The 13,751-nt window shown below is 71.2% G+C and carries 9 protein-coding genes; 2 read left to right on the forward strand and 7 right to left on the reverse strand.

Features of this window, described 5'->3' with window-relative positions; translation table 11 throughout:
* Positions 1-67: 67 nt before the first annotated feature.
* From ACZ4M8_RS00705 to ACZ4M8_RS00715, 3 genes are read right to left on the reverse strand one after another with little or no spacing between them, the layout of a single operon-like run.
* Positions 68-1,999, reverse strand: coding sequence for a helicase-associated domain-containing protein (locus tag ACZ4M8_RS00705; protein WP_467602093.1), 1,932 nt, complete (start codon positions 1,997-1,999; stop codon positions 68-70).
* Complete coding sequence (locus ACZ4M8_RS00710) at positions 1,996-3,633, reverse strand: SWIM zinc finger family protein (protein WP_467602096.1); 1,638 nt, start codon at positions 3,631-3,633, stop codon at positions 1,996-1,998. Before ACZ4M8_RS00710 ends, ACZ4M8_RS00705 begins: the two co-directional genes overlap by 4 nt.
* The gene (locus ACZ4M8_RS00715; protein WP_467603416.1) at positions 3,630-6,596 is read right to left on the reverse strand and encodes a DEAD/DEAH box helicase; all 2,967 of its coding nucleotides are present in this window, start codon (positions 6,594-6,596) and stop codon (positions 3,630-3,632) included. Before ACZ4M8_RS00715 ends, ACZ4M8_RS00710 begins: the two co-directional genes overlap by 4 nt.
* Positions 6,597-7,403: 807 nt before the next feature.
* Between ACZ4M8_RS00715 and ACZ4M8_RS00720 the strand changes: the two genes are divergently transcribed.
* Positions 7,404-7,718, forward strand: coding sequence for a DUF6343 family protein (locus ACZ4M8_RS00720; RefSeq protein WP_467602098.1), 315 nt, complete (start codon positions 7,404-7,406; stop codon positions 7,716-7,718).
* An 84-nt stretch (positions 7,719-7,802) separates the two neighbouring features.
* Here the strand turns inward: ACZ4M8_RS00720 and ACZ4M8_RS00725 are convergent, their stop codons facing one another.
* From ACZ4M8_RS00725 to ACZ4M8_RS00735, 3 genes are all read right to left on the reverse strand, one after another.
* Positions 7,803-8,210, reverse strand: coding sequence for a tetratricopeptide repeat protein (locus ACZ4M8_RS00725; RefSeq protein ID WP_467602101.1), 408 nt, complete (start codon positions 8,208-8,210; stop codon positions 7,803-7,805).
* Positions 8,211-8,440: 230 nt separating this feature from the next.
* On the reverse strand, positions 8,441-9,031 hold the full coding sequence (coaE, locus tag ACZ4M8_RS00730; protein ID WP_467602103.1) for a dephospho-CoA kinase: 591 nt from the start codon (positions 9,029-9,031) through the stop codon (positions 8,441-8,443).
* Between the two features lie 264 nt (positions 9,032-9,295).
* Entirely contained in the window at positions 9,296-10,243 is a 948-nt protein-coding gene (locus ACZ4M8_RS00735) for a proteasome assembly chaperone family protein (RefSeq protein ID WP_467602106.1), read from the reverse strand.
* Positions 10,244-10,688: 445 nt separating this feature from the next.
* Between ACZ4M8_RS00735 and ACZ4M8_RS00740 the strand changes: the two genes are divergently transcribed.
* Positions 10,689-11,666 (forward strand): right-handed parallel beta-helix repeat-containing protein, encoded by a 978-nt coding sequence (locus tag ACZ4M8_RS00740; RefSeq protein WP_467602109.1) that lies wholly within the window; start codon positions 10,689-10,691, stop codon positions 11,664-11,666.
* Between the two features lie 205 nt (positions 11,667-11,871).
* Here ACZ4M8_RS00740 and rpsA read toward each other — a convergent pair whose 3' ends face one another.
* On the reverse strand, positions 11,872-13,386 hold the full coding sequence (gene rpsA / locus ACZ4M8_RS00745) for a 30S ribosomal protein S1 (protein ID WP_467602111.1): 1,515 nt from the start codon (positions 13,384-13,386) through the stop codon (positions 11,872-11,874).
* Between the last annotated feature and the right edge of the window lie 365 nt (positions 13,387-13,751).

The raw sequence follows: 13,751 nt of genomic DNA on the forward strand, positions 1-13,751 counted from the left end.
TCACCCTCCCCGTTCGCCGTGCTCGACTCCGTACGGTGAAACGCTACTTGACGCGAGCAGCGGCGTGTCAGGGCTGTGGACAACCCGCGGGGGGCGGGGCGGGGGTGCCGAGGAGGCGATGGGCGAGGGCCAGTGTGGCGTCGGGGTCGCGGACGGGGACGGGTGTCCGGGTGCGGTGGGTGGGGCGGCGTTCCACCTCGGTGACGCCGGTGTCGGATTCGAGGGCGGGGGCGTAACCGGCCGCGCGGAGGGCTTCGAGGGTGTCGGCGGGTGGGTGGTTGCTGACCAGCACGGTGGGGGCGAGGGCGCGGAGTCCGAGGTGGCTGAGGGCGCGGTGGGCGGCGAGTTCGGCGATGAGGCTCTCGTCGTCGGAGCGGAGGGCGCAGGCGGCGGGGACCACCCGCACCCGGCCGTGGGCCCGCGCGGCGTCCTCGACGAGGTAGGTGAGGGGCTGGGGCAGGCGGCCGTCGGCCGAGGCCGCGGCGAGGGCGTCGAGGAGGGCGGTGGGGCGGTGGCCGCCGTCGAGAGCACGGCGTACGGATGCGGGCGTGAAGCGCCAGGTGACGGCGTGGCCCTCGGATTCGCGGTCGGCGGTGGCGGTGAGCAGGTCGGTGAGGGCGGCGGTGGGGCGGCCGGGTACCACGGCGGTCAGGTCGGCCTGGAAGTGGGCGTGGCCGAGGGGGGCGGGCAGCAGGTCGTGGAGGGCCGGGTCGAGGCGCCGGGGTTCGGCGAGGAGGGCAGCGCCGAGCGGGGTGAGTGTGCCGTGGGCGACGAGTCCCAGGTAGGCGGCTTCGTGGAGGGTGTGGACGGCGCGTTCCTCGATCTGCGGCTGGGCGTCGAAGGCGAGGGGGCGGTGCCATCGGGCGGCGTCCAGGAGTTCCCTCAGCGGGGTGTGCGCGGCGGTGTCGTCGTCCGGTTGTACGGCGTCGGGCAGCGGCGGGAGGGGCGCTCCGGTGCCGAGGGGAACGTCGGCGAGTGCGGCCAGCAGGGCGTGCCTGAGGGCGGGGGCGTGCCGGTCGTGGCCGCGGACGAGGGCGGTCGGGGTTTCCCCGTAGGGGGTGTGGGTGGGGAGGCCCCACAGCGATGACCAGGCGGTGAGCAGGGGGGTGAGACGTTCGCCGGGGGTGCGGGCGAGCCAGTCGTCGTAGGCGGCGGTGGGGAGCGCGGTGATGCCGGAGGGGGTGCGGGTCAGGGCGATGAGGTCCGCGGCGAGGGCGAGGTCGAGGAGGAGGCGGGTGTGGGGTTCGGTGGCTCCGGCGGCCTTGGCGAGGCGTTTGGTTTCGCGGACGGTCAGCCCGCCGGATTTGCGGAGTGCGGCGGGCTGGACGGCGAGTGCGGCGAGCAGGCGTTCGGCGGTGGTGGCGAGGGTCGCCGCCGCAGCGGCGGATTCGTCGTGGAGCGCGGTGGAGGCGAGCGACCGGGTGCCGAGCGTGGCGGGGTGCGGGGAGGGGCGGGGCGGAGCCGCGGTGAACGGTCCGGGCGGGGCGGCTGCGAGGAGCTGGGCGGTCCGGGGCGGTACGACGATGTGGCCGTCCTCGGTGAGGGCGGCGATGCCGTCGTCGCACAGGGAGCGCAGGGCGGCTTCGGCGGTGGCTCGGGCGGCCCCGGAAGTGGCGCCGAGGGCGGTGTAGGTGGCGTCGGGTGCGACGGGGGCGCTGGCCAGCCGGGCGAAGGAGAGCCGGTGCGCCATGAGGGCCTGGTAGTCGGCGCCGGATGAGGGGGCGGCGGGGGCCGGGGCGTCCTGGCCGGCGTGGTCCTGGCTGATGCGGGCGGTGGTGGCGAGGACCTGGAGACGGGGGTGGTCGAGGTGGAGTACCAGGTGGTGGAGGGTTTCGTACGACCACAGCGCGGTGGCGAGGTCCCGTAGTCCGGTGGCTGCGGGGCGCAGGGAGAGCGGGGCCGCGTGCCGGGTGAGGAGTGCGGCGAGTTGCTCGGGGGTGCGCTGCGCGAGGGAGCGGGTGAGTGTGTCGAGTCCTTCCACCGTAGTGAGGTTAGTCATCGCGTGCGGAGGTTGTGGAGGGCGGTCAGCGGGTCGGGGTCGGCGGGGCCGGTGGGCCACCAGTCGTCGGCTCCGGGGTCGGATTCGTACGGGTACCAGAGGCCGTCGCGGCCGAAACGGAGCTGGTGGCGGCGGTCGGGGTCGGTGAGGCGGTTGTGTTCGGGGCGCAGGGGTGGGTGGCCTGCGGCGAGCAGGGCGCTGCGGGCCCGGTCGAAGTCTCCGGCGGGCGGGTCCCAGGGGGCTTCGAGGAGGGCGAGTCCTTCACGCCCTCCTTGGCGCCATGCGGCGACGGAGCGGGCGACGTCCTCGGGGGTGCGGCCGGTGGCTGCCGCGAGATCGCGGAAGAGGGCGCGGGTGGCGGAGGTGAGTCCGGCGGTGGGGTGGGCGGTGGCGGCGAGGCGGAGGGCGTCCTGCCAGGGGGTGAGTGCGGCGGCCGGGTCGGATGCCGCGGGGCGGGGCGCGCCGGGGTGTCCGGAGCCGGCCAGCCGGGTGTGGGCCCGGGACGCCGCGTCGGCGGCGAGGAATTCGAGCGCGGCGGGGTCGAAGGGCAGGGCGGTGCCGTCGGGGAGCGCCGGGGTGGTTCCCGGGGCGTCGGGGAGCGGCAGCGGCGGTGGGAGCGGCGGGCGGGGGCGAGCGGCGAGGGCGTCGCGGGCGGGCACTCCGCGCGGGGTGCCCGCGGATCGGTGGGCAGGGGCCTGGGCTCGGCCGTGGTGAGGCGCCGGCGCCGAGGGGACGTCCGACGCCGGGCCGAGGCTCTCCGGTGGCGTCCGGTACGAGGCGTGGGGGTGGGGCGGTCCTCCGGGCCGGTGCGCGTCAGCCGGGGACGGTTCCGTCGGGCCGGGGCCGATCGCCGCACGCGGCCCGGCGACTTCCCGGGGCGCGTCGGGGACGTGGTTCTCGCGGTGCCGGTGGGTCTCCCGGGCGGTGTGGACGGCGCTGCGGCGGGTGAGTTCGCCGAGGAGTTCGCGTTCGCCCCGGCCGCGCAGGAGGAGCAGGACGAAGGGGTCGGCGTCCAGGAGGCGGGCCAGGTGGCAGCAGAGAGCGGCGGCGTGTTTGCAGGGGCGCCCGTGGTCGGGGCAGGAGCAGCGCAGCGTGAGGTCCCCGGGCACCGGCAGCAAGGGGGCGGTGCCGTGCGCGAGTGTTTCGGGGAGCTTCTTGGCCAGGAGTGCGGCCAGGTGGTCCGGTTGGGCGGCGACGGTCTCCAGGAGGGTGTCCCACTCCTCGTCGGGGAGGGTGCGGAGGCGGATCTCGGCGCTGTAGGGGCGTGGCCGGCTGCCGCGGATGGTGGCGAGGACGCGCCCGGGGGTGATGTTGACGGTGTCGACGTGGCCGTCGCGGGCGTAGGCGCGGCCGCGGGCCAGCCGTGCGGGGTCCAGGGCGGTGGTTTCGAGGGCGTCGAGCCAGGCACGGCCCCACCAGGTGGTGGCGAAGGTGTCGCCCGTGGTGTGCGGTGGCAGTGGCGGGAAGGTGCGGGAACGGTCGGCGCGGGCGAGTCGGTCCTCGGCGGTTCTGCGTCCGGCGTCGTGCCGGTCCCGGAACGGCGGGGTGCCGGTGGTGTCCGGTCGGCCCGCCGGGCGGCGGCGGGGGCCGCCGGTGAACGGATCGAGGTGTCCGGAGGCGGGGCGTGGGCTCATGTGGGCCTCCGGAGCGAGACGAGGTCGGCGAGGTCGGCGTCGGAGAGTTCGGTGAGTGCGGTGGCGCCGGTGGAGAGCACCGCGTCGGCGAGTGCTCTCTTGGCTGTGAGGAGCTCGGCGATGTTGTCCTCGACGGTGCCTTCGGTGATGAGGCGGTGCACCTGGACGGGCTGGGTCTGGCCGATCCGGTAGGCACGGTCGGTGGCCTGTTCTTCCACCGCGGGGTTCCACCATCGGTCGTAGTGGATCACGTGGCCGGCGCGGGTGAGGTTCAGGCCGGTGCCCGCGGCCTTGAGGGAGAGCAGGAAGACCGGGACGTCGCCGGACTGGAAGCGGTCGACCATCTCCTCGCGCCGGGCGACGGGGGTGCCACCGTGCAGCAGTTGGTTCGGGATGCCGCGGGTGTGGAGGTGGTGTTCGAGCAGCCGGGCCATTTCGACGTACTGGGTGAAGATCAGGGTGGCGCCGCCCTCGGCGAGGATGGTGGCGAGCAGTTCGTCGAGGAGTTCGAGCTTGCCGGAACGGGCGACGAGCCCCGGCGCGGCCTCCTTGAGGTACTGGGCGGGGTGGTTGCAGATCTGCTTGAGCGCGGTGAGCAGCTTCATGACCAGGCCGCGGCGGGCGATGCCTTCCGCTCCCTCGATGGCGGCGAGGGTTTCCCGGACGACTGCCCGGTAGAGGGCGGCCTGTTCGCGGCCGAGCGCCACCGGGTGGTCCGTCTCGGTCTTGGGCGGGAGTTCCGGGGCGATGCCGGGGTCGGTCTTCCTGCGGCGCAGGACGAAGGGCCGCACCATCCGCGCGAGGCGTTCCGCGGCGCCGGGCACCTCGCCGCCCTCGACGTCCCTGGCGTGCAGCGCGCGGAACGTCTTCAGCGGTCCGAGGAGCCCGGGAGTGGTCCAGTCGAGGAGCGCCCAGAGCTCGGAGAGATTGTTCTCGACGGGGGTGCCGGTGAGGGCGATACGGGCGGGCGCCTCGATGCCGCGCAGTGCTCTGGCGGTACCGGATCCGGGGTTCTTGATGTGCTGGGCCTCGTCGGCGACGATCCAGGCCCAGCGACGCCCGGCCAGTTGGGCGGCGCTGCTCCGCATCGTCCCGTAGGTGGTGAGGACGAATCCGCTGTCCGCGCCGTCGAGGCTGCGGCCCCCTCCGTGGAAGCGGCGTACAGGGGTCCCGGGGGCGAAGCGCTCGATCTCGCGTTGCCAGTTGCCGAGAAGGGAGGCGGGGCAGACCACGAGCACCGGGTCGGCGGGGTTCCGGTGGAGGTGGAGGGCGATGACGGTGACGGTCTTCCCCAGGCCCATGTCGTCGGCGAGGCAACCGCCGAGGCCGAGGGAGGTCATGGTGTCGAGCCAGGTCATACCGCGGAGCTGGTAGTCCCGGAGCGTGGCGCGGAGCGCAGGCGGTTGGGGCAGCGGGCGGGCGGATCCGGTGAGACGGTCGCGCAGCGCGGCGAGCGCCCCCAGGGGGACGACCTCCACCTTTTCGCCGTCGATGTCCGTGGCACCGTCGAGGGTGGCGGCCAGGGCGTCGGCCGGTTGCAGAAGGCCGAGTTCTCGTTTGCGGGCCTTGCGGACCAGGGCGGGGTCGACCGTGACCCATCGGTCGCGCAGCCGGACCACGGGACGGTGCGCCTCGGCGAGTTCGTCCATCTCCGCCTCGGTGAGGGGCGCCCCGTCCATCGCCAGCTGCCAGCGGAATTGCAGGAGCTGTTCGGTGTCGAAGAAGCCGAATCCGTCGGCCGCGGTACCGGGGGCGGGGCGGATCACTGCGGTGGCGGTGAGGCCGCGGGCCAGCTCCCGGGGCCAGTGGACGGCCACTCCGGCGGCTTTCAACCGGGGCGTCACCGCGCTCAGCAGGTCGGCGAGTTCGTCCTCGTCGAGCGGTAGGACATCGGGAACCGGCCGATCGAGGAGCCGGCCGAGCGGGGACCAGATCCGTGCGGCCCGGCGGAGCGCGAGGAGGGTATCGACGCGGGAGCGGGGGCCGAACCGGTGGGTCCCGGTCCCTTCCCACAGGTCAGCTGCGTCCATCACCAGTGTGGGGTCGGTGAGGCTGTGGACCTGGAGTACGGCCGCGGCGGCGTTCCGCTCCGTGCCGTCCGTGTCGTGTCCGTCCGTGGGCTGCGGTGTGCCGGGGCTGTCGAAGAGCCGGTGCGGGGCCAGGTCCAGGCGGAGGGAGAGGCGTACTCCGGCGTCGGCACCGGCTGCGGTTTCGGCCGCCCACTCCCGCGCCCCGGGGATCGCCCGCGGTGCCTGGGCGGCGAAGGCGGGCCCGGCGAGGAGCGCGGCGCCCGGTGTGCGCGGCAGGGTGTCGGTGACGGCGTCGACGAAAAGCCGGACGAGGGCGGCCGGATCGGGGAGTCGCAGAGGTCGGGTGCCCGGCAAGGGCGTGGCGTACGCCTCGCCGGGCATGGCCGCGGCGATGGCGGCGAGGTGCGCGGCGTCATCCGGGTCGAGCGGCCCGGCGCGCCAGGCGTCGATGTCGTCCTCGGTGAGGCCGGGCAGTAGCCGCCCCCGCGCCACGAGGTGGAGTGCGTGGTGAGCGGCGGCGCCCCAGCAGGCGGCCGCCGGGTGAGCCTCAGGGGCACTCCGGGCGTCGAGCAGCAGCGGAAGCGCGTCGGCGATCGGCAGGAGCACAGCCGGGACCGTGCTGCTCCGGGCACCGTTACCGTGACGTCGGGCGACGGTCAGCTGCGCGACGCGGGCGGACGGACCGCTGCCGACGGCCGCCCCACCGCCTCCCGCTCCGCTCTCGCGTTCGTCACCGTTCCCGCACGGGAGCGGGGCCCCGTCCGGCCGCCAGAGCGCGACGCTTCCCGCGCGTGGCGGCGAGCCGGGCAGGAAAATCGCGGCACACGTGACCAAGTCCTCGCAGGCCGCGCCACCGACAGCAGAGGGCACGGCCGGCAAGGCGCTTCTGGCCGGACCGGCGTGCTCCGCCCGCTGCCCGCTGCCCGCCGCCATACCCACTCCTCCCAGATCATCACTCACGGTTACATTTCCTGCCGAGCCAGCGGCCCTCGTCCGCCGTTCGCGCCCGACCTGCGAGTCTACGGTCGCCCGCACAGTCCCCCCTCCCCCGCTTCGCTTCGCTCCGTCGCGAGCGCCTTGCGCCCGCGGATCGATTCGACCGATCTGTGAGCGATGGAACCAGACGCCACTGACAATCGCGTCTGAGCTGCGCTTCTCCCCTTCTCCTGCGGCTACATCCGCTCACATGCATCACGCGGCGCCGGGCCCTGACGCGAGAGTTATCCACAGTTCACGAAAGCCCTCGCACGCCAGCGACAAGAAAGTTACAGTGAGTCACGAAATCACTTTCCGTGACCACGCCCTCCCTTCCGTCGAGGAGATATTCATGCGTCCCCGCACCACGACACGCCCGCCGCCGAACAGTCCACAGCGAAGGAAGCTTTACCGGCCGACCCACACCTTGCGACCTCGCCGGCCCCCGGAACGGAAAAGAATCACGGCCCTCGGTGCCGGCGCACGAAGCGCCAGCCGAAGGCAGACACAGGCGCTGTCTCATCACGAACAGGCCCCTCGCCGAGGCGCCGCCCACGCCTTCCCCTGGGCGTCACCTCTCGGCTCCAGGGCGGGCCAAAAGGCACGGAGAGCGACCTGAGTTACAGAGCGGCGCTGCCCCCACCCCTCACCGACCCGCTCGCGCCTACAGGCTCACGCCGCATACACAGGGTGATGGGGCGCTACGGACCGGTGAGTGACGGCGCCACGTTTCAGGAGCACCATGGACACAGGAGATGGATGGTAATGCGCACGGGAAACGAGCCCCTCCACGCACGCAGTCCGTTGAAAATCCGCTTCGGACTGATCATCTGGGGTCTGGTCTGGGCCGTCGCCGGTACCGTCGCGTTCGTCATGGTCGGCAGACCTGGCTGGGCAGCGGCCTGCGCCGCCCTGGCCATGGTGACCCTCATGGACCTGGCCATGGTCATCCGGCACATCCACCAGGGACCGCACTACCAGCCGGGCAAGGACGTACCGCCCTACGAGCCCGACCACGGGCAGAACGACGCCCGCACCCGACGTCGGCCGTCCGGACCACGCAGAACGCGTCCCCCGTAACGCCGCCCCTCCCTTTCCGCCATCCTGAGCAGAGGAAGAAGAAAGGGAGCGGACGGGGCGCTACACGTTCACGAAAGCTCACGCTCAGGCAGTAGGAGCGGGCGGCAGACCGGGACCGGCTTCGTCAGCACCGGAGCCGAAGCGAGCGGCTTCGATGAAGTCGGGCCGCGGGTCGAGGGCCGCAGCAAGGCGGAAGTGGCGCTGCGCCTCTTCCGGGCGACCGGCCCGCTCAAAGGTCCGACCCAGGGCGAAATGCGCGAACGCGTTGTCCGGCTCACGCTCCAACACAATCTGGAACTCCAGCTCAGCGGGACGGAGTTGCGCAGCGAGGAAGAAGGAGCGAGCACGCAGCAGCCGCGCCGCGGTGTTCTCCGGGTGCGCGGCGATGACGGAATCGAGCAGCCGGATCGCTCCGCGAGGATCCCGGGCGTCCAGCAACTGCTCCGCGGCACGGTAGTCGATGACGTAGGTCTCGGGGCTGCGCTGCTGCACGGTGGCCTCCTTCCGGTACGTACCGGGCGCCCCTCTTGGAGCACCCGGTCGGATTCTCACCGCACAACGACGACATCCGCCAGCGCATTCCCGGCGGAGGGCGGTGAGAGACCTGCGAGGCGCACCACACCGTCGTCACCGAAACGCGGATCTGCACCACAAGGCGCGGACGCGGACACGGCAAGGAGGGGCGGGCGGGAGGAGGGGGAGGGGGGAGGAGGGAAAGCCCCTCACCCCTCCCCCAACCGCTCCCAAACCTCACGCACCTGCGGCTCCAGCGCTTCCAACGGCCCATCGTTGTCAATCACGACGTCGGCCACGGCAAGGCGCTGCTCACGGGTGGCCTGGGCTGACATCCGAGCTTTCGCCTCGTCCTCGGACATGCCTCGCAGGCGTACCAGCCGGTCCAGTTGGGTTTCGGGGGCCGCGTCGACGACAACGACCAGGTCGTAGAGGGAGGCCAGACCGTTCTCGGTGAGCAGCGGTACGTCGTGGATGACGACGGCGTCGGGCCCGGCAGCGGCTTCCAGTTGGGCGGTGCGGGCTCCGACGAGGGGGTGCACGATGGCGTTGAGGGCCTGCAGTTTGGCGGGGTCGGAGAAGACGATGCCGCCGAGTTTGGGGCGGTCGAGGGCACCGTCCTCCGTCAGCACGCCTTCGCCGAACTCCGCCACGACTGCTGCCAGTCCGGGTGTCCCCGGGGCGACGACTTCGCGTGCGATCTTGTCCGCGTCCACGATCACCGCGCCGTAGGAGGCCAGTAGTCGCGAGACCTCGCTCTTGCCAGCTCCGATTCCGCCGGTCAGTCCCACCTTCACCATGCGCCCACGCTATACGCAGGGCTCACGGCTCCGCTCGGGACCACGGGAATCCAGACCACCGGCCACCGCAGACGCGGGAAGCCTTACCCAGGGGACGTCAAGCCGGAAGGCCAGGTTTGCGCGCCATGGAGCCCAGACCCTCGCGCCACCGCTCCGTCAGCATCCCGCGGCCGTGAGCAAGGCACCATCCCCCACAACCGCCGGGCTCCATAGCCGACGGCCTCAAAGACCGCCCCGCCACACCACGCCCCGTCTCCCCATCCGTCAAGCGGTCCCGCCGTCGGCCTCGCGTTCCGCCAGGAAGCGTTCGAGTTCGTCGCCGATCTCCTCGGCGGACGGCAGGTCGACCGCTTCCGCCACGAGGTTGCCGCGGGTTTCGGCGCCCGCCACCGCGTCGTATTGGTGCTCCAATCCGCTGACCAGGGCGACCAGTTCCTCGTCCCCCTCGGAGATCTGCCGTTCGATCTCCTCCTGGGTGCGGAGTGCCTCGGTGCGCAGTGAGTGGGCGGCGCCGGGCAGAACCAGGCCGGTCGCGGCGGTCACCGCTTCCAGTGCGGTGAGCGCGGCGTCCGGGTACGGCGACCGGGCGATGTAGTGCGGGACGTGTGCGGCGACGCCGAGCACGTCGTGTCCCGCTTCGGCGAGCCGGAATTCGATCAGGGCTTCGGCGCTGCCGGGAACCTTGGCCTCTTCGAAGACATCGGCGTGGCCGGGCATCAGGTCGGTGCGGTTGCCGTGCGGGGTGATGCCGACGGGGCGGGTGTGCGGGACACCCATCGGGATGCCGTGGAAGTTGACGGAGAGTCGTACGCCGAGGCGTTCGACCATGTACTGGACGGCGGCGGCGAACCGCTCCCATTCGACGTCCGGTTCGGGTCCGGACAGCAGCAGGAAGGGCGCGCCGGTGGTGTCCTCGACGAGCCGCAGCTCGATGCTGGGCGTTTCGTAGGCCGTCCAGCGGTGGCGGTCGAAGGTCAGAAGGGGGCGGCGAGCCCGGTAGTCGATGAGCCGGTCGTGGTCGAAGCGGGCCACGACGCGGTGCGGCAGGTCGTCCAGCAACCGTTCGACGATCTGGTCGCCGGTTTCACCTGCATCGATGTAGCCGTCGAAGTGGTACAGCAGCACCAGTCCGGCGGAGTCCTCGGCGGTGATGGCTTCCACCTCCGCGAGCCCGCTCGGCTCCCATTCGTACAACCCCTGGGGATCCAACACAGTGTCCGCTCCTCCTCGCGTCCTCTGGGACAACATCCGGCCGGGGTGCCACATTCCCGGTTGTGATCGTCGGCGCGACAACGTCCGGCCAGGTTTTCCGCCGCCGATCCGTCGCGGGACCGGGTCGCCGAGCTGTCGGACCGCCGTCTTCCCGCACTCGGGCTCGGGGTCTCCGGCCAGGGAAAGGGAAACGGCGCGCTCAGAGGATTGTGGAGGATCCGGCGGCTTCGCGTCCTTCCGATGACGTGACACGGCCCCATGGTGGTACGCGGTTCCGGGTAGCGGTGTGTGCAGCCGCACATCACCTTCCGTTCACTCTTCTGAACTCCGTCTTCAGTTATGCCCATGCAGGGCTCTTGACGCTCGAACTGCCGCGCCCCTAGCTTCTCGACCACCCTCGCGATTCACATTTCCGCCCCACGTTCATATACGGAAAGGCAGATGAATGCGCACCGGTCCCCTTCTCACCACCTCGGCCGCCCTCGCCCTGGCCGTCGGCGCGGCCCTGGCCGGCACGGCGGGCGCCTCTCCGGCCACCTCCCCCACACGCGTCATCGACGTCGCGAACGCCTCGCAGCTCAAGACCGCCCTCACGGACGCGAAGCCCGGCGACACGATCCACCTCGCCGACGGCACCTACAAAGGCAACTTCAAAACATCGGCCGCGGGCAGCTCCGGGTCCCGGATCACGCTCACCGGATCACCGAAGGCGATCCTCACCGCGGGCGGCGGCTACGGTCTGCACCTGAACGGCGCCTCGTACTGGACGATCAAGGGCATCACCGTCACCGGCGGCCAGAAGGGCATCATGATGGACGGCGCGAACGGCGTCGTGATCGACTCGGTGACCGTGCACGACCTGGACATGGAAGGCGTCCACTTCCGTAAGTCCAGCAAGAACGGGGTCATCAAGAACTCGACGATCCGCGACACCGGCAAGGGCGGCAGCGGAATGGGCGAGGGCGTGTACGTCGGCAGCGCGGGCGGCACCGACGATCACAGCGACCATGTCCAGGTCCTCAACAACACCATCGGTCCGGGCGTCGGCGGCGAGAACGTCGATGTGAAGGAAGGCACGACGGGCACGAAGATCGTCGGCAACACCTTCGACGGCAGCGGGCTGACCGGCGCGAACTTCGACGACTCCTGGGTCGATGTGAAGGGCAACGACGTCCTGGTGGAGAAGAACACCGGCCGTCACACCACCAACAACGGCTACGAGACGCACACCCAGGAGGACGGCTGGGGCTGCGGCACCGTCTTCAAGGGCAACAAGTCCGACCTGAGCGGCGCCTCCGGGAAGGGCCGCTACGGCTTCAACATCACGAACTACGACGCGAAGAAGTGCTCCGTGACGATCGCGGGTGACAACACCGTGACCGGCGGGCGCGGCGTCGCCAACCCGGGGATCCCGGTGGGCTGATCCACGACGGCCGGACGCGGGGACAGCGGCCAGAACTCTGACAGCTGAGCCCCGGCCCGGCACTCGGACTCCGTTCCACCGCCGATGACCGGCGACTCCGAATCGGGCACCGCCCCGATCACGGTCGCCTCTCCGGGAACGACGAAGGCCCGCCCCGAAGTGGGGCGGGCCTTCGCCTATCGGCTAGTGCCTAGCGGGGAGCTTGTCAGCTCTGGCCGCCGGCCAGCTTCTCGCGGAGCGCGGCCAGGGCCTCGTCCGACGCCAGGGCGCCGGAGTTGTCCGCCGACTCCGAGGAGTACGAGCCGCCGCCGGCGTTGCCGCCGCCGGTGTTGCCGCCACCGGCCACGGGAGCCGCAGCACCCTCGGCCGCAGCCTGCTCGTCGGCCTCGCGGGACTTGATGACCTGCGCCTGGTGCTGCTCGAAGCGCTGCTGGGCCTCGGCGTACTGGTTCTCCCAGGCCTCGCGCTGGGCCTCGTAGCCCTCCAGCCAGTCGTTGGTCTCCGGGTCGAAGCCCTCGGGGTAGATGTAGTTGCCCTGGTCGTCGTAGGACGCGGCCATGCCGTACAGGGTCGGGTCGAACTCGACGGCCGTCGGGTCGGCGCCGAAGGACTCGTTGGCCTGCTTCAGCGACAGCGAGATCCGGCGACGCTCCAGGTCGATGTCGATGACCTTGACGAAGATCTCGTCGTTGACCTGGACGACCTGCTCCGGGATCTCCACGTGGCGCTCGGCCAGCTCGGAGATGTGGACCAGACCCTCGATGCCCTCGTCGACGCGGACGAACGCACCGAACGGCACGAGCTTGGTGACCTTACCCGGGACGACCTGACCGATCTGGTGGGTCCGGGCGAACTGCTGCCACGGGTCTTCCTGGGTGGCCTTGAGCGACAGGGAGACGCGCTCGCGGTCCATGTCGACGTCCAGGACCTCGACCGTGACCTCCTGGCCGACCTCGACGACCTCGGAGGGGTGGTCGATGTGCTTCCAGGACAGCTCGGAGACGTGGACGAGACCGTCGACGCCGCCCAGGTCCACGAAGGCACCGAAGTTGACGATGGAGGAGACGACGCCGGAGCGCACCTGCCCCTTCTGGAGGGTGGTGAGGAAGGTCTGGCGGACCTCGCTCTGGGTCTGCTCCAGCCAGGCACGGCGGGACAGGACCACGTTGTTGCGGTTCTTGTCCAGCTCGATGATCTTGGCCTCGAGCTCCTTGCCCACGTAGGGCTGGAGGTCGCGGACGCGACGCATCTCGACCAGGGAGGCCGGGAGGAAGCCACGGAGGCCGATGTCGAGGATGAGACCACCCTTGACGACCTCGATGACGGTACCGGTGACGATCCCGTCCTCTTCCTTGATCTTCTCGATCGTGCCCCAGGCACGCTCGTACTGAGCGCGCTTCTTGGACAGGATGAGGCGGCCTTCCTTGTCCTCCTTCTGGAGAACCAGGGCCTCGATCTCGTCGCCGACGGCGACGACCTCGTTGGGGTCGACGTCGTGCTTGATCGACAGCTCGCGGCTGGGGATCACGCCTTCGGTCTTGTAACCGATGTCGAGCAGGACCTCGTCCCGGTCGACCTTCACGATGACGCCGTCGACGATGTCGCCGTCGTTGAAGTACTTGATCGTCTCGTCGATCGCGGCGAGGAAGGCTTCCTCGTTACCGATGTCGTTGACCGCAACCTGCGGGGTGGTGGCGGTGGTCTCGGTGCTGCTCGTCATGTGGGAAAGGGCTCCGGTACGGACATTGAAGTCGTAGGTACTGCTACGCCGAGAGCCGTTATCGCTTCTGCACAAGCCGGACAGCGTCAGAGGCGTTTCCCCGAGAGCCCCGCATGGACCGGAGCCAACCGAAACGCCTCGAAAACCGAGGGGACATACATACAGATGCGAGCGCGACCTGCTCCGTCTGAGGCGCACAAGCCCGCAGCGCAACTTGTAGCATACGGGGGCAGCCGGGCAGGGTCAATGCGCGAAGCCGCACACCCAGGGCAGAACGCCCGATTACCGGCGCGCGTGATGTTCCGCGGGGCCGGAAGGGCCTCGCCGTCCCTACTGCTGCAAGTTCAGCGAAGACTACGACGACG

The sequence above is a fragment of the Streptomyces sp. NPDC027185 genome, from assembly GCF_055567035.1.